Annotated in this window: 15 protein-coding genes; 6 read left to right on the top strand and 9 right to left on the bottom strand. The window is 42.2% G+C overall.

Annotation, left to right across the window (positions count from 1 at the left end):
• The first annotated feature begins 3 nt into the window (after nucleotides 1-3).
• A complete protein-coding gene (locus tag PR799_RS06255) occupies nucleotides 4-474 on the top strand; it encodes a hypothetical protein (protein WP_272521503.1) in 471 nt (156 codons plus the stop codon).
• A 65-nt stretch (nucleotides 475-539) separates the two neighbouring features.
• Entirely contained in the window at nucleotides 540-992 is a 453-nt protein-coding gene (locus PR799_RS06250) for an IrmA family protein (RefSeq protein WP_196565741.1), read from the top strand.
• Between the two features lie 521 nt (nucleotides 993-1513).
• On the opposite strand, the gene qatD is transcribed toward PR799_RS06250, so the two are convergent.
• The 7 genes from qatD to PR799_RS06215 all read right to left on the bottom strand — a co-directional run bounded on the left by qatD (nucleotide 1514) and on the right by PR799_RS06215 (nucleotide 11656).
• Nucleotides 1514-2272 carry a Qat anti-phage system TatD family nuclease QatD gene (gene qatD / locus PR799_RS06245; RefSeq protein ID WP_272521497.1) on the bottom strand — a complete coding sequence of 253 codons (759 nt, stop codon included), beginning with the start codon at nucleotides 2270-2272 and terminating at the stop codon, nucleotides 1514-1516.
• Nucleotides 2269-3534: a Qat anti-phage system QueC-like protein QatC gene (gene qatC / locus PR799_RS06240; RefSeq protein WP_272521496.1), complete on the bottom strand. Its 1266-nt coding sequence runs from the start codon at nucleotides 3532-3534 to the stop codon at nucleotides 2269-2271. Before qatC ends, qatD begins: the two co-directional genes overlap by 4 nt.
• Entirely contained in the window at nucleotides 3531-4340 is an 810-nt protein-coding gene (locus tag PR799_RS06235; protein WP_008916302.1) for a hypothetical protein, read from the bottom strand. Before PR799_RS06235 ends, qatC begins: the two co-directional genes overlap by 4 nt.
• Complete coding sequence (locus PR799_RS06230) at nucleotides 4340-6217, bottom strand: KAP family P-loop NTPase fold protein (RefSeq protein WP_196565739.1); 1878 nt, start codon at nucleotides 6215-6217, stop codon at nucleotides 4340-4342. The genes PR799_RS06235 and PR799_RS06230 overlap by 1 nt, the downstream gene beginning before the upstream one ends.
• Nucleotides 6218-6279: 62 nt before the next feature.
• Nucleotides 6280-8055 (bottom strand): UvrD-helicase domain-containing protein, encoded by a 1776-nt coding sequence (locus tag PR799_RS06225; protein WP_272521495.1) that lies wholly within the window; start codon nucleotides 8053-8055, stop codon nucleotides 6280-6282.
• Entirely contained in the window at nucleotides 8052-9866 is a 1815-nt protein-coding gene (locus tag PR799_RS06220) for an ATP-dependent nuclease (protein ID WP_272521494.1), read from the bottom strand. Before PR799_RS06220 ends, PR799_RS06225 begins: the two co-directional genes overlap by 4 nt.
• A 1370-nt stretch (nucleotides 9867-11236) precedes the next feature.
• Nucleotides 11237-11656, bottom strand: coding sequence for a sulfite exporter TauE/SafE family protein (locus tag PR799_RS06215; RefSeq protein WP_272521493.1), 420 nt, complete (start codon nucleotides 11654-11656; stop codon nucleotides 11237-11239).
• Between the two features lie 69 nt (nucleotides 11657-11725).
• Between PR799_RS06215 and PR799_RS06210 the strand changes: the two genes are divergently transcribed.
• Nucleotides 11726-12436 carry a LysR substrate-binding domain-containing protein gene (locus PR799_RS06210; RefSeq protein ID WP_272521492.1) on the top strand — a complete coding sequence of 237 codons (711 nt, stop codon included), beginning with the start codon at nucleotides 11726-11728 and terminating at the stop codon, nucleotides 12434-12436.
• Between the two features lie 284 nt (nucleotides 12437-12720).
• A complete protein-coding gene (locus tag PR799_RS06205) occupies nucleotides 12721-13650 on the top strand; it encodes a Dyp-type peroxidase (protein ID WP_272521491.1) in 930 nt (309 codons plus the stop codon).
• Nucleotides 13651-13857: 207 nt separating this feature from the next.
• Here PR799_RS06205 and zinT read toward each other — a convergent pair whose 3' ends face one another.
• Both zinT and PR799_RS06195 read right to left on the bottom strand, forming a co-directional pair.
• Nucleotides 13858-14499: a metal-binding protein ZinT gene (gene zinT, locus PR799_RS06200; RefSeq protein WP_442959908.1), complete on the bottom strand. Its 642-nt coding sequence runs from the start codon at nucleotides 14497-14499 to the stop codon at nucleotides 13858-13860.
• Nucleotides 14499-14762 (bottom strand): type B 50S ribosomal protein L31, encoded by a 264-nt coding sequence (locus PR799_RS06195; protein ID WP_154602595.1) that lies wholly within the window; start codon nucleotides 14760-14762, stop codon nucleotides 14499-14501. The genes zinT and PR799_RS06195 overlap by 1 nt, the downstream gene beginning before the upstream one ends.
• 367 nt (nucleotides 14763-15129) lie before the next feature.
• On the opposite strand from PR799_RS06195, the gene PR799_RS06190 reads away from it, so the two are divergent.
• Both PR799_RS06190 and PR799_RS06185 read left to right on the top strand, forming a co-directional pair.
• On the top strand, nucleotides 15130-16107 hold the full coding sequence (locus PR799_RS06190; protein ID WP_154627404.1) for a DUF1852 domain-containing protein: 978 nt from the start codon (nucleotides 15130-15132) through the stop codon (nucleotides 16105-16107).
• A 63-nt stretch (nucleotides 16108-16170) separates the two neighbouring features.
• Nucleotides 16171-17199, top strand: a complete 1029-nt coding sequence (locus PR799_RS06185; protein WP_272521489.1) for a methionine synthase — start codon at nucleotides 16171-16173, stop codon at nucleotides 17197-17199.
• Nucleotides 17200-17243: the final 44 nt, after the last annotated feature.

The following is a 17243-nucleotide window of genomic DNA, read 5'->3' as shown; positions in this document are numbered from 1 at the left end:
GTTGTGGCTGCATTAGCCTCACTGTGGTTGATAACATTACCCGCCTCTGCCGCCAGCCAGCCCCCTAAAAATACCATCTGGGAATATAAAGGCGATGGCGGTAAAACCTTATGGCAAGTGTGTGGGGGCCAAAACAGTAGCTGTAGGATTGTGGGCTCAACCAAACATTATGTTGCGGTACTGAATCATAAATCTGCCTCAGGTTGCGCATTTGGTGATTTTTATATCGTGGCAAGAACTGCCGGAAACTGGCAACAACGCGATACGGGCACTTGTAGCCCTAACGCCTACGTCCAAAAAGGAACCATTAATAATGGTCAGTACTCTTCGGTCGATATTGGTGTTGGCGGGACGATTGTAGCTCGTTACCCCATTGGGTATTGGAGTATGCAAAAAGAGTTTTCAGGCAAGAATCGACCACGCTGGAAAGAAAAGGACCGTACTAAAGGCGGATTTCAAGCCTACCAACAATAAATCTATATTCTCGCTGCCGTCAATGGCGGTAGTGAGGACGATACAAGATAACTAAAGGTAACGTAATGAATAAGATAAAGAGCATCTTTGCGATGAGTTTATTGGCAGTTAGTACATTTAGCTTGGCTGAAGAACAACAGCGTTATGCGAGCATCACACATACGAGCTCAAACTTTATTAACCAAGGTTACTGTGGTTACTCATTTACTCTCGATAATGGCGGTAACCATATGGTGTTAAACCACGCCGAATTTGGCGCACTCGAACTCACGCTGCGAATGAAAGATAGGCAAGGAAAAGCATTAGGGGATACGATACTGGAAGTGGAAGCCTTTGGCGATTCTAGCGCTACTCGTGTTACGTTTGCTGGATTGGAAATACCTTGTGAGGACGTCGCTGAGTTTCAAGTGGTTAAAGCCGTGGAAGATCAGAATGGGCGTAAGGTTGAGTTACCGCTATCGATCTTTGAGGCCAATAATCCTGAGTTGGCAAAGATGTCGGTGGCTGGGGAAAAATAATAGTTTTTTAGCTATCTATCAAAGTAACGATTGGCAGATTGAATGATCTGCCATTTTTGTTTTTCCCACTTTTAAAGTGGGAAAGATATAATACCTTCATCAATAATAAAACAATAATTTTGTTCGACAGAATATCTCTACTAGATTTATTGCTCCTCATCTAATAAAGTCTTGTTAGCTTTGAGCTACCAACTCGCCCATTACTGCTAAATGTTTTATCGGCAGCGGCTTAAAACTCACAATATTATATTTTTAATTCAGGATGATCGATTCTGAATACTTCTAACCAAAACGCCCTATAGACTGAGCTACTTAGCAGTGAAGTTTGAGAAGGTACGCTTTGCAGAGACTGTTTTATTCAATCCTAGTGTTCCCAATACACCTTACCAAACATCGAGGTAGTCTATGCTGATAGCTCGATTATCATTCCGAACGTAATTGCTTGTCCATATCTACATGATAAAAAATGATCAATGTTTATAGCTCCTTAATTGGAAAAATCACGAAAAATACTGCTTTATTTAAAAATCAAGAACAATTCCATTTTTTCCCATGAGCTCAAGCAACGCTTTTGTATTACTTAGCATTTGTAGCTTTACATCATTTTCAGGCATTGACCATGCCTCGCCCAGCAACCTGACTGTAATATTGAAATCCCATGGCATCACCGTTCGATTTTTGAATTGAGCAAATGGCCCGTCGCTCTCTGGTACAACCCTGTCTTTAGGGAGCTTAGTAGCAAGAGCTTTCCCAGCGGCAGAGTTGAAAGCAGCCGGACCAATACTGAACCAGCATCCCTGTGCTGAAGCATTCCTCAACTCCGTAACACTTCCAGTGAACCAATGTAAAATAGGAATTCCATGAGAGGGGAACGCTTTTAAGGTAGCCAGCACATCAGGAACGGCTTGCCTTGAGTGAATGCTCATTGCTCGTCCCCCAACATCGTGGCACTTCCTGACCACCTCGGAAAACACTCGACGTTGCATCGCGTAACTGGTGAAATATCGTTTTGAACCATCCAATCCAATCTCACCTACAGCATCCACGTTTTGAATCAACTCGAGAAGCATTTCCAATTCATGGAAACGATCAGCGACAATTTCAGGATGAAGTCCAGGACTGATCATTACAGATTCATGTTTTTCTAAAACATGACCTGTAGCCTGAAAAGCCTTTGGGCTCGTAGTAACTAACCAAGTGAAAACATTACGCTTAATCGTACCAGCATAAACATTTCTAGCCTCGGGATACAAATCAACATGACAGTGAAAATCAATCAAAGCAATTTATCCTGAATGAGTACAGTTTCTAACTCTTTTATACCTTCTTGCAAAACTCTACGGTACATGGGACGCTCGTTAATCGGTGCAAAAACCAACGAGCCACCAAGAAATCTATCAAGCCCTCTCTTCCTTACATCAAGGATGGCAAGTGCTACAGCCATAGGATCATCTGGCGCACTAGACTTGTCACTACCAACAACAGATTCAAAGCGGTAAGACGTAGTATCCCCCTCAGGTTTCCATGCAATAAATGCAGCCCGACGGATCAAGCAAGGAACACAACGTCCACAGTGCTGACGATTATAGGTTCGAAAACGGCCACAACTCGTAGAATCAGCAGCCCATTTTTGCAAAAGATCTTGGTCAAGACATTGCCGCATCATTTCGCCCTTAGTTTTGAAACGGTACGGCAACTCAAGCTGCACATGGATGCCCAAATTATCCAGAACTTTTTGCAACATATTGATAAACATAGGATGAGTTGTACGAGTACTCAAACTGGATATGCGCCCTGGGACCAAAGGAGGATTTATGGAGATCACTCCATTTTCGGGAATAAATATTGTTGGTTTTGGTAAGTTTATTTTCGTTGAGGCAAGTAATGCAAATGCATAAAAAGCTAATGAGCGACCACGTGTCGAAGGCTCGCGCGATCCTTTGAAACTGATGCCATGACTCCATTGATAATGTGAACCATTTCCCATCAGCATGGATGCGTATGCCCTTTGTCGCTCAGAATCTTTATGTGCGAGTTGAGAAACAAATAGTGGTTTTCGCCCCTTAGCCACCAAATCAATTCCACCTATTAGACTATCCAGCCCTCCGGATAATAAAGATACGCAATCATTAGTGAGAAAAGCGCCATCTCCTTGAGGAGGTTCCATGCCTGCATTATTGAAATTTAATAACCAATAATCACCAGTTAAAACTTTTAGCATATCTTCAAGATCGGATTTTAGCGGTAGCCACTTATCTGGATTGCACAATCCAACCGTAAGCTGAATATTCCGGGTCCAGCCATCTGCACTTGTTCTTCTAGGGCTTGATAGGTCCGCGCTACATACCGCGAGGCAAAACTGCACAAAATCCCAAATCTCTATTGAAGGTCGAAACCCACCCCGTTTTAATGCACCATGCCATCGATTCGCAATTGTACCAATACCTGCACGCTTAGCGCCTTTAAAATAGGAGAATACTCGCTCATCAGAAGGAACCTGCGCTGGAATCAGTTCTGCTTTAGCACACATAACTTTAATCATTCTGAAAATACCTCTAGGGCAGACAAGAGAATAGACTGAGCCAAGCTTTTCGGTTCTGTATTTTTTGTAGTTTGTTTTTCCAATACCACTCTAACCTCAGCACCGACCCACTCGCGAATATCAGAACGCCGTTCCTGAATTAATAAAGGATCATATTTTAATTTTTCGTAAGTCTGTCCAAGCTGGAGATCTATTCGATTACAAATCTCATTCGCAATGGTCAACCCCATAACTTCAGCTATTTGCGCATCCGTGAGATTAAATATGTCCACGTCAGGATAAAGTTCATAAAGTTGCGCCATAGCCTCCGCGCCAGCATTACGGAGCGATTCGTCATCAACGCTTCCTGTCCCAGGAATAACCTCTTTCAAAATTTCAAGAGTAAGATCTGTTGCCGAAAGATTCTCTTGACGAACATGAGTAAGCCAATCAATCACTCGCTGGTCGTTTCCATCCCTAGCAGACGTCAGGAACTCACCAAGACTACCGACACCACTGGCAACACCTCGCATAGTAGCAGCAGCTCGTCGCGCGCCCCCCATTCCTTTGGAGACCATGCTTTTTGTCGCACCACGTAAATTATCGTGGCTGCCATTTTGCAGATATCCCCCAAGTAGCGAACGAGCAGGTCCAAACCGTCGTTCTGGTGCTATTGCACCATCAGAAATTACATTTCCACCGTTCTCCTCCGATGGTGAATCAGGCGAATCTCCTCCACCTGTTGTAGAGTCACTTTCAGGTTTTAACCATTCAGGATCAAACGGTGAACCTGCGCGGCCTCCCCCACTAGAAGTTGATGTTCCCATTAGCGCCTCCTCCCAAGGTTCACAATTGCATTCCTAGTCGTTTTTGGTAATTCGTTAAGATCTTTCCATCGTTCTAAAAGTTGCTGTGCCCATGACTGAGCACCAAGAGTTGGGATTAAACCTGGGCCAATAAGTTTCAGTGGAGCCTGTTCCAGCAAGCTGACGGCTTTATTTCCAATTTCCGTGTAAACCTTGCAGCACTCAATCAGCATTACAATTTCTTTGCTACTCTTCCAGGTACGTGAGGCACTATTACTCTGCCAGGCCTTAGTCATCGCCAACTCTGTCTGTGAAGGTCCTATTTTCCTCATAAGTTCAACTAAGGATTCATGGCCATTAGTTGCAACTTTCAGTGCGTCTCTCAATTTTCTAGAGTCAGGAGTCATATTGTCATCACCGAAGTCACGAGTTCCAGAGTCACGACTGAGGTGAAGAAGCGGGCGTAGATCCTCGGTTCCCAAAGCTGGCTGGAGTTGGAGCCATTGCTGAGTAAATGGTGTATTCTTGAAAGGTTCAGGTAAACTATTCTGACCCGCTGCAGCAGCTTCAGCATCCGCCAAAACTTGTACCCTACCGTCATTATCCGAATGAACACGACTAGCAAGTTCCTCAGCAAGGCTTTCGTCGCACCTTTCAAGGAGATGCCATTTTGCCAGTGCGGCTATATCTAACGTTATTCCCTGAGGCGCAGAAAGAGCGTCACGCAAATAAACAGTATTTAAAAATCTTTTCATTAGCCGGGGATTAGCGTTTACTGCTAAAGAACTATGAAGAAGAGCCGCAAGCCCCTGGGCTAAATCCATTAAACTTTTGAGTGCATTTACATGCTCTACCAGTTCATATAAAAACTCTTGATTGATCGTTTCACCTTTCCAACTATTACGCAGCTTCTCAGGGATAACGCTAAGAGCATGATTGAATCTTTCCTTACTGAAATGGCCTGCGTTGGTCTCTCGCTCAAGTAGCAAAAGCACCAGATACGCTTTCGCCTCATTCAAACCAAGGCGAGGAACATGGAGTGGAACCTGTATTAATTTATCGAAATAGTTAGTTGCAACATCGCCCGTAATTCCTGCGCCATCAAAGTGGACCTTCACTGCAGCTTTTATAAAATCATTATCTGCAGCAATAACGAAAGCGCTACAGCGAATAAATAGTAATAAACGAATTGATTCAAGTGTTGAAATTGCTGTTTGTGGCAAACATCTGTCTAAATCATCCACAAATATTACTAACGTAATTTTCAACTCTTCGAGAATACTCTCTAAAGTATCCCTGAAGGCCTGAATATGGGCTGGCATCGAGAATGGCTCACTCGGTTTTAGAAGACCGCTGGTACTTAGCTCGATACTATCTGTATCTGATGATTCATTGCTCGATTTGTCATCTGACGTAAACCAACCAGCCAATTTACAAACGGTTTTTCCAAGAGAACCGATAGGAATGCCAGTAGTTAAAGTCAATGCAGCTTCGCCACTTAATTGAGCGACTCGGAGAAGGTTTATCCTTCGCCACAGTTCAGATACTTTGTCGGTGATAGTCTTATTTTCACTTGTAAGCCGAACAATCTCGTCCCCCACAATTTGTAGCAATGCACTTCTGGCGGACTCAAAATCCTGGTATAGCCATGGATTGAAAGTGAGTACGACAAAGGAATGCTTTTCTTGATTTCTCTCTTCCACCAACGACTCTTCAACCGAAGAGCTCTCTAGGCGTGATGCAATCATTTTCACCAGAGAAGATTTGCCTGCTCCCCAGCCACCAGAGACTCCTATAGAAATAGGTTCCCCATTAGCCTGCTTCAGCAGGCTTGCACATGCGTCAGCAACAACACCAAAATTCAAATAATCGACAGTTGTCTCGTTATCATGCCACATAGTGAAAAATCCATTTAAAATTAATTTATATCAATAGAATATGAAAACTATTGGTTTCTGGTTCACAAATCCACTCTTGTGTAGGGCACTTGGCCTGTGGCCAGCAGATCAACGCAACGCCCTGCAAAGGCGTTTGGTATCGCAAGAGCAACAAAATTACGAGCACGGGTGAGGCCAACGTAGAGTACGCGCTTTGCCTCAGCATCTACTCGCGCTTCCCATGACTCAAAGAGTGCTTCAATTCTGTTTTCAGGGGCTCGATTCGCAGGGACTACGACGCACACTGCATCATACTCACGACCTTTAACTTCATGTATGTTGCCACATGAGAAACCGAGAGCAGCGGGCATTCGAAGATGCTTTGACCATTGCGCATTCGGAGGCTGTCGGAAGAAACGACGTATGCTTACCCCAGCAGGAAGTGGCAGATGCAGCTTCTCCAGTTCCGCATGAACAGAGGCTATCCAGGCAAGCCGCTCTTCATCAGAATCTCTGCACGTTTTTGGAAGATTAATGAGAAAACTTAGGGCACATCTCCGATGAGCACGTCGGTCCATACCAAGACGTTCGATGGCTCTAATCAGATGCTCATCTGGTTGACGCATACCCATTAAATCCAGTAATAATATTTCGACTGACTGGACTACATTCTCCTTCGTTCTTGGGGTTGCGGCAGGCGACCAGAACTCTGCCACTTTACGAGCCAGCGACTCAATTCGCGAGTTTCCGGTTGAATTGCTGGAGGTGACGCCAGCGGCCCGCAACGCAACTTTGCCTGAGTGAGCCAAAATAATCGCCTTGGTTGACTCCAGTCCCAGTTCCGTAATCCGTCTAAGGAATGCCTGACCAATAATTTCCGTTGGTCCCCGGCCACCATAGGTAAGAAGTAAAATTGGATAGTCAACATTCGCACTTTCACCAAGCGACCGATCAACCTGACCTTCTCGCCTTAGGGTGGCTGCTAACTGGCAAATTGCGGGACTACTACGAAAATTCCCCGTCAAGCCCTTATGCGACTCAATAGGGTATGTATCCTTAAATGTCTGTATTCCTTGAGGATTACCATTACGAAATTCGTAGATTGCTTGGTCAGGATCACAAACGAACGTAACATTTACCCCATGTGCTCTGAGCCATGTCAGTATTTGCAGATCGAGTGGATTGCAATCTTGCCCTTCATCAACCATAACCTCTTGAAAACGTGATGCCAATGCGCGAGCAAGTGGCTCACTAATTACATTATCTCTAATCAACCGCAATGTTTGAGCACGTGCGTCCCCTGCACTCATATAGCCAGCTTGTAACAAAGATCGTCGCCGATTTGCTGCTGCTTGTTGATATCGAATCTGATGTTGACGTACATGATTTTGCAAACCTGCATGTCCGATCCTATCAGGATCAATAATATTGGTTTCTGGATCAAACAAATCTAGGCTTACCGATTCACCTCGAAAGGCAAATTGACCTAATAAACGAATTTCTACACCAAGGGTATCCCAACTATCTAGGATAATCGGCCGAGTTTGGCTCGATACTGCACAACTTGGCAGTATAACGAAATGCCTGACGAAAGCATCAAGTGTTCCCATGAAACTAGGATATTTCAAAAGCGTATCGAGCCCAGCAGCCTGGCATCGTTCGCGGAACTCGTCTACCGCGGAGTTTGTAAATGAAAGTATCGCTATGCCCTGACGAGAAGGCAACTTAGCAGCGATCCTCGCTAGCCGAGCAATGATAGTCCGCGTTTTTCCAGCTCCAGGACAAGCATTAACGAAGGCTCCGCCAATGTGAGAAGCAAATGTCTCTTGCTCTGGGGTTAGATTGTGGATGCCAGTCATATACGTGAAGCTCCACGAATTGCGTCAATGAGATAAGGCGGAACAACAAATGGTTCACCTGCCTCAATGCGCGAAGCTATAGCTTGTGCCAAATCGCCTTTACGAGTTTTTTTCACCCCAATTAATTTAAGAAATGCATTGGGACGATCTTGTTCTGGAATGCTCTCTATCTGCGCTTCCCAGTCTCTACGTGAATTACGATGCAAACGAAGAAACACGCCTTTAAGGAAACTTTCATTTCCAGCGACAAAAATTTCGTGCTCCAATGTATGCTGATTGGTTAGCACGATCAGACTATCTGGAGCTCCATGCGTTGCAGCCAGATTTTCCAGATCAACTTTCCTATTTCCTAACACGGTTGGGTCCGCATCAGTGATCACTATCAGCCGATCAGCAATACGTGCATCACCATATGGCCGTAGCAGTACCTCTACATATGGACGGAAGTCCACACCTTCGATAGGCACAATTACAGCCCCCTTGAACCTAAGCCACCCATCTAAATCATCTGCTAGCACAAGCTTTTGTGCTAACACGGGCAACAATAGTGCTTCCGCGATCCCTTCCACCAAGATAGCTCTGTTACCAAACAGCAAAGCGGAACGAGTCACGTCAAGATATCGGCTAATTTTATCTAATGTCTTTGGCTTTAGCCCTATTTCGGCAATGGGCACACTAACTGATTCTGAGATGGCTATTCCGTCTTGTTCACGATGCCGCGAACGCATGACCACTAGGTGACGTGGAGAAACCAATGCTGTCAAGTTGGGGGAATGGGTTGTCACAACAATTTGGATGCGACCTTCAGGCTTTCCTGGCTCAATGATACGTGATGCTGATTGGCGCGCTTGATCCAAGAGGAACTCAAGCACAAGTACCTGTAATTGCGGATGCAAATGCGCTTCGGGTTCTTCAACAAGGAAAATCGTGAGGTCTGCCTCTTTGGCCTTAGTCAGCTCTACAACAACAGTGGCCATGTAGAGTAAATTTGAGTACCCCAGACCAGAAGAACGAATATCTTCGGGTATCAAACCTGTATCGGCCATACGAAATCTCAAATCACGAGCTACATCGAGTAAGGTTTCGCTACCAAAATCCAATGCTGCTATCTGCGGACGTACTCCATTAGTGAGTAGTCCGAGAGCAACACTGATATCCGTATTGATTGTAGTTAAGATCTCAGGCCGATTATCCGCACGCCTGACACCAGCGAGGAAATCCTGCTCCCGCTCTTTTGGCAAGAAATTACGCAGCAATGCCATCACTCTAGTGCCGCTGCTAGTACCCAGCATCTGATGTGCGTCCCTTAAAGGAGGGAGATAAACGTGTCTGATCAACTCAGAAGAACCAAGCTCTGGTCCATTAGTGTCGAAACGTCCAGCCCATACGGTAGTCTTACCACGGGGAGCATGTTCAGAACGCGATTCATATCGATAGCCGAAGGTAGCCTCGCTCTTGGTAGGGTCGGGAACTGCAGATATCAATAGACCTTTGAGAGTATCGCTTAGACCTTGGAAAGCCCCTTCGATTTGAAAACTTGGGACTGTCGAATAGCGTCGTACATCCTCATCCTCTGGATATCGTTCGCGGCGTCCACTCAACGGTAAAGTAAGCAATCTGATTGCGTCTACGACATTGGATTTTCCACCATTATTTTCACCAACCAATACAGTTAAATCTGGGCAAAAACTAACAGATACATCATTACAAGACCGAAATCGCAAAATGTTTAGTCTGTCTAAATACATAAATATCCTTTTATTTAAAAATATTATATTTTCCAACAAGACCACATTGAGTGTTTTATCCAAATCAAATTACCACTAACAGTAAATAGCTATTTACTCTGTTACGAATATCTATAAATTTAGTTAGCTTACTAGAATATAATATTTCCAAAATTACCGATTAATTACTCCATAATTTTAATAATATCAAAATGTTCCTTAATCCAATGTGCTAAAGGTATCATTTCCCGTTATTTTCAATTAAAAGCTAATTTAGCTCCTGTATAATAGCAGACTATAGATAAATATATTAATTCTGTACTAATCCGATAGGATATACAGCCTATAAATTGGCTTACCTAGTTAGCTGATGCCATTAATAAGCAATAAAATCGATTAAAACTCATACTTTTCCCCCTGCTATACCAGCTAATTTGTTGACATTAAGAAAGTGGCTAGGGAAACTAACAGTTAATATAGTAATAGTAAGTGAAATAATGAAACGACAACTGATACTACTAGTTTTATTAAGCATCTCTATATTCAAGGTTGGAGACATACAGGCTCATACACCAGAACAAGTCGTAATTGCTTTTCAGTACGATTACAAAATCTGGAACGACCAAAGCTTTCAGCAAAGCCAAAGTCGTGAAACTAAAGATACTACTTTACTGGCACAAAAAAGTTGGAATGAACTTTTAAAAAAATACACAAAAACCAGGTTTTGAGGGAGAGCCTATTGCTTTTGGATCTGAATCATCTCATGATCCTGAACAAGAAAAAATTATAGCTACAGAAATTACCGAAAATATTGCCACTGTTACGACCAAAGTAACACAGTTATATTATTCCCCGATTTATGAATATCATTTAGTTAAGCAAAACAATAGCTGGTATCTGCCTCAAATCTTTTTAGTTGATGAAGGTGGCAAATATCCTAGTTTGTAATGAATTAGAACTAAATGAGTATCATAATCTACAATCAAACATGTATGCTCATGATACAAGACAACCTACAAAATTTTATTGGTCGTTTCACCAATCAATCGAGTTAGAATAACAATCTATTTTTTAGCCCACATTACAAAAAACAGTAAAATAAACTTTAGGCCCAACAATAGGCCCAAACTAAAAGTTGAATTGGATTTTATTGATTTAAAATCAATGCCATATAACCTTAATTCAGACTCCGCCAGCCCAAATTTTAACTGTCAGTGATGTGACAACAACTTTAAAAACAGTAAGTTAATAAAGTTGAGCAGACAGCAACATGACCCAGAATGGACTTTGAAATGCACATGTAATGCACGTGCACTAGAAGAATAAAAAAGCTCACTACGGTGGGCTTTTTTATTATCTACGCATATCCCTATAAAAAGAATGGGCGGCTAATATTTCTAGTCGATTAAAAGAAATAATAGCTGACATTATTATTGCCCTGCTTTGCGCTTAGATTATTTATGGAAAAAGGCACTAAACACTAGCCCTGCACCGGCTACTAGCAGCATGACATCAATCAACAAAGAAAAATGAACGCCTGATAACCTGCGAACAAAAGGCTTACTACAGAATGTCCCAAGCACAATTCCCCCACCAACAAATACGCCTGTAAGTACCACTTGAACGGGAAGGAAATCCTGATAGCTAAATGTACTAATCTTACTTAAATATAAAAAAAGGGCACTGGCCGCCTCGGTTCCGATAAATGCCCCATGACTCAAGCCATACACAGTAAATATTGGCACACTCACAGGACCTGTTGATAGCATTAAACCCGTTAATAAACCGACAATACCACCACAAAATCCCAACTGCTTTATGGAGATTGACCTTTTACTATTTTTTGGTGTCTTCTTAAAGGGATCATCACCCAAAAGAAAAGACCCAAGTTACTGGAAGAATGGCTTGGGCAACCGCTATTTGAACGTCAGGGACAGCGCAGTGTGGCAACTGAACATGCTCGGGCATTTGCGGCAGAAATTAGTGCAGCCTTCGACATCATTAGTGATGCATCACTACGTTTTGGCAAAACTCAGTATACAAAAGTCATCAGAGTCAATGCCCAAACAACTATCGCGATGCACTGGTTGATCCCTCGCCTACCCAATTTCTATCTTCAGCATCCTGATATCGAAATTTCAGTATCGACGTCACATAGCTCAGAAGCAAAAGGGTTATCTGGATTTGATGTTTTAATTCGCAGGGATGCCCTTGAAAAACCTGAATGGCGTTATTTTGACCGTCGACCATTATTCGAAGAAAAACTGACGTTGGTTGCATCTCCAACACTCTTAGCTCAGCACCGTTTAAATACGGTGGAAGACCTCACCGCTCACGTATTTGTGACCTCAAATACGCGAGTAGGCGAATGGGAAAAATGGATGAAAGAAGCAGGCATAGAAAGTTTATATCCGCTGAGATTTCAACGTTTTGAACATAACTATTTAAGTATGCAAGCTGTCATTGATGGTTTAGGTATTGGAATTGCAGGGCTTCCAACACTTTCGCATGATTTAAATAAAAAAAGACTTCAAGCACCTTTCCAAGTTCAGGTCACTGGAAGTCAATATGCAGCGCTGGTTGCACCTGATGTTGACAAGTCATTATCATTAACTTTGTTTTTGGAATGCCTTGAACAAGAAGCACTAAAGTGAAATGACTCCTGTTTAATGATTTTCTGTATTTTTAAAATCATGAAAAAGCCATCAATAGGGTGTGTTAATACAATGCCCCAGCTTAGCGAGTTTTTGATTATAAATAGTCACATATTTAAATTCAGAAATTCGCGGCAAAATTGGACGACGTTGTTCTCTTGTATCCCTACCCTGCCGCCGTTAATACAACAAAAACCTATTTTTTGATATTAAAAAGCATTATGAAAGCGGTACACCAAGTTGTATCCTAACGTAAATAAAACAGCAGAAAGAGTATAAATCACATGAAATATCAAGATGTAACAAAATCCCCCAGTGAAAACTCTTATTTTCTCGTTTTTAACATAACGGATAAAGATAAGTATCGTGATGAGCTAGTGGAATTTTGTAATAATTTCTCAGGTCTTATTCGTAGTATGAGAACCCGCTTCCCCGAATTAGAAACGAGCTGTGTTATGGGGTTCGGCGCTCAAGCGTGGCAAGCGCTTTTTCCTCAACTCTCTACTCCCAAAGAACTCAGTCCATTTAAAGAGATCAAAGGCAAAAACTTCACTGCCGTTTCTACCCCTGGTGATATCTTCTTCCATATTAGAGCGTTAAATGTCTCAGCCTGCTACGAATTAGCCTCTATTATCAGCCAAAAGCTCGGTGATTTTGTGGAATATGTCGATGAAGTTCATGGGTTCCGCTATATGGATGGCCGTTCTATCATTGGATTTGTCGATGGTACTGAAAACCCTGAAATGGAAGATGAGCGTATTGATTATGCCGTTATTGGTGAAGAGGACCCTGATTTTATCGGTGGAAGCTACGCTTTTGTTCAGAAATACATGCACGATATGACCGCGTGGCAAAATCTCACCACAGAAGAGCAAGAAAAGGTGATTGGTCGTCATAAGTTTAATGACGTCGAGCTATCCGATCAGCAGAAATTACCAAGCTCTCATAACGTTGTGACCAATATCCAAGATGAGAATGGCGAAGATCTCAAAATCGTTCGTGCGAATATGCCATTTTCTAATCCTTCTAAAAATGAATATGGTACTTATTTCATCGGTTATGCACGATATTTTTCGACAACCCATCGTATGTTGAAAAACATGTTTAGTGGGACAGATAATGGTGCAACGGATGAATTATTAAAATACAGCACGCCCATCACAGGAACGCTATTTTTTATTCCGCCTCCTTCCATGTTAGATGATATTGAATAATTGATTTTACAGAATGCTAGGAACCAAAGAATTTATCTATTGGTTCCTTTTTGATTTATTGCTCGACATCTTTTCTCTGCGTTTTATTCATCATTGTCGCGATATTCTTAATGGCTATCTTTGACACTCTGATGTGCATGATGGCTGATATGCCCCCCAGAATAAACTCTGGGGGTGCTAACGTTAAATAACTAGGCTAATAGATTATCAATGCTCCATCATTTCATGCACAATATCCTTACCGCTCATAGAATATGGATAATACGTTGGCCAATTCTCTAATTGAGTCAATAAAGCCTCCTGAGATTCATTTCCCATATAAAGATGGAAATGCCCGGCTTTCTCTGGAGCAATAATATGGTCGCTAAACTGGATAAACTTCGGAGCTTGGCTATTTTTATCCTTACACTCAAATAAATATCGGACACCCTTTTTGCCTGAAGAATAATTTAAAACTCGGTAACCCGCGTAATCATATTGGCACTGAGCGACCTTATCCCCACGGTGGAATTCAATAATATTATTCTCAATACCAATCATATCCACATCGGTTTTATACCCTTTGGCATAATAATCTCGATACTCTTGCGCGGTTTTATCCTTATTCTTTGCAGCCTTATCCAGCATTACTGGATCTAACGTTCCATTAGCAAGATAAGGCTCGACCGATTGCCAAACACCGTCCCAATCACTCAATTTACGGTCTTTAACATCACTATTATCAAAAATACCTTTTGCCGCATTGCGTTGCGCTTCCGTTTGCGGCTTATCATGATGATGTCCGTGTGCCATCGCTGTGTGACTGAATAAACTGGCTAATACAAGCAGTGAAAGAATATTTTTTGTCATCATTTTTCCTCTCTGGTTTGAACAAAATTCCCAAAACGCTTATTAAAGCGAGCAACATTCCCTTCCTGTGAATGGGTTTTCTGTTTCCCGGTATAAAACGGGTGAGAATGCGAGGACACATCGAGAGGAACATACGGATAACTTTGCCCTTCAAACTCAATGGTTCTTTCTGTTTTTATGGTTGACCCAACCTTAAAATAAGCATCTGCTGCGGTATCGTGAAAGATCACCACTCGGTAATCTGGATGAATATTTGGCTTCATCGCTAGCTCCTTTTGTTATGTTATAATATAACATTAATGTTTTTTAGAGCGATTGACTACTCTTTTTTAACCATGGATTTTATGTGGGAAATACACGAGGAATATCGACTTAAGATGCACTGAAATAATCTGCACATAATCCCATCAACAATAAATAAACTTGAATTTCCTTTACCTTGAATGCTGATCATGAACTTTCTTCATGTTCGAAATGAAATTAAGTCGCTTTAACTCCCCGCCTTGCTCTGGCATAAATTAAACATATTAACTTACTGGCTACATAAAAATTGATTAGTGAGAAAACGTGCAACATCTCTGTAATCAAGAAATAAACGCCGTTTTCCTATTAGAGCTAGGATGCAAAATCATGAATACAGAATTTACCTTTAATATCACGCGCAGCATTTTTGATGAAAATTACAACCCATCGGAAAACACGCGAATTACGACCAACTTTGCAAATTTAGCCAGAGGCAAAAGCCGCCAAGAAAACCTGCGTAACGCATTAGTGATGATCAACAATCGCTTCAATTCACTCGCGTATTGGGATAACCCTAAAAGCGATCGCTATGCGGTTGAGTTGGAAATTATCTCTGTCGAGATGAACGTTGAAAAAAACGGCAGCGCCTTCCCTGTCATTGAAATCTTAAAAACCAACATCATCGATAAAAAAGCGCAGCAACGTATTGAAGGAATTGTGGGAAATAATTTTTCATCCTACGTACGGGATTATGATTTTAGCGTTTTACTGTTGGAACATAATAAAAACCAAGCAGAGTTTAGTATTCCGACTAAATTTGGCTGCCTGCATGGCAATATTTTTAAGTCGTTTATTAATTCCAAAGAGTACAAAGCGAACTTTAATAAATCTCCCGTGATCTGTTTAAGTGTCTCAAATAGAGATACCTATCATCGCACTGGGAATCAACATCCTATATTAGGCATTGAATATCAGCCAAGTAACGCCTCTTTAACCGAGCAATACTTCGGAAAAATGGGCTTACAGGTTCGTTACTTTATGCCGAAAAATAGCGCTGCCCCTTTAGCCTTTTATTTTACGGGAGACTTGCTGAGCGACTACACCAACCTTGAGTTAATCAGCACGATTAGCACCATGGAAACGTTCCAAAAAATTTATCGTCCTGAAATTTATAATGCCAACACGGTGGCGGGTGAATGTTATCAACCGAGCTTAAATCAACAGGATTACTCATTAACCAAAATTGTTTATGACCGTGAAGAACGCAGCCAACTCGCCATTGAACAAGGTAAATTTACTGAAGAACACTTCATTAAACCTTACCAGACGATCCTTGAAAAATGGTCTGCAAGCTATTCACTTTAATAAAAGTCGGTCAATTTAATCAAATCGCGTATTTATAAAAAATAAAATAAAAGGTCATCTGCAATGAAAATATTATTACCCACTTCCACCGCCGGCAGCTTGCCAAAACCATCTTGGTTAGCAGAACCAGAAAAACTTTGGTCTCCATGGAAATTGAACAACGAAGAACTTATCGCTGGCAAACAAGATGCCCTGCGTTTATCTCTGGACGATCAATTACGTGCGGGCATCGACATCGTGAGCGATGGCGAACAAACTCGCCAACACTTTGTGACCACCTTTATTGAACACTTGAGTGGCGTGGATTTTGAAAAACGCCAAGTGGTAAAAATTCGTGACCGTTACGATGCCAGCGTACCAACCGTTGTGGGCGCTGTTGCTCGCCAAAAGCCAGTATTTGTGGACGATGCCAAGTATCTACGTCAACTCACTGACAAACCGATTAAATGGGCACTGCCGGGTCCAATGACCATGATCGACACGCTCTATGATAGCCACTATAAAAGCCGTGAAAAATTGGCGTGGGAGTTTGCTAAAATTCTTAACCAAGAAGCCAGAGAGTTAGAAGCCGCAGGCATCGATATCATCCAGTTTGATGAACCGGCATTTAACGTATTTTTTGATGAAGTGAATGACTGGGGAATTGCAGCCCTCGAAAGAGCCATTGAAGGACTGAAATGTGAAACTGCGGTACATATCTGTTATGGCTATGGCATCAAAGCCAATACCGATTGGAAAAAAACATTGGGTTCTGAGTGGAGACAATACGAAGAAGCTTTCCCGAAACTGCAAAGCTCGAATATCGATATCGTTTCACTGGAATGTCACAACTCCAACGTTCCGATGGACTTAATTGAACTTATCCGCGGTAAAAAAGTGATGGTCGGCGCGATTGATGTGGCAACCAACACTGTCGAAACCCCAGAAGAAGTCGCCAATACATTGCGAAAAGCCCTACAATTTGTTGATGCAGACAAACTTTATCCATCAACTAACTGCGGCATGGCGCCATTATCTCGCGATGTTGCCAGAGGGAAACTCAACGCTTTAAGCGCAGGCGCGGAAATCATCCGAAAAGAACTAGGCGCATAATAAATTACCCCAGATTTGGCGATCTCATCCATCGCCAAATCTCA

It is taken from the genome of Providencia sp. PROV202, from assembly GCF_028479565.1.
GTDB classification, from domain to species: Bacteria; Pseudomonadota; Gammaproteobacteria; order Enterobacterales; family Enterobacteriaceae; genus Providencia; species Providencia zhijiangensis.
The sequence above is the reverse complement of the archived record's forward strand: the minus strand, read 5'-3'. Positions and strand labels throughout refer to the sequence as shown.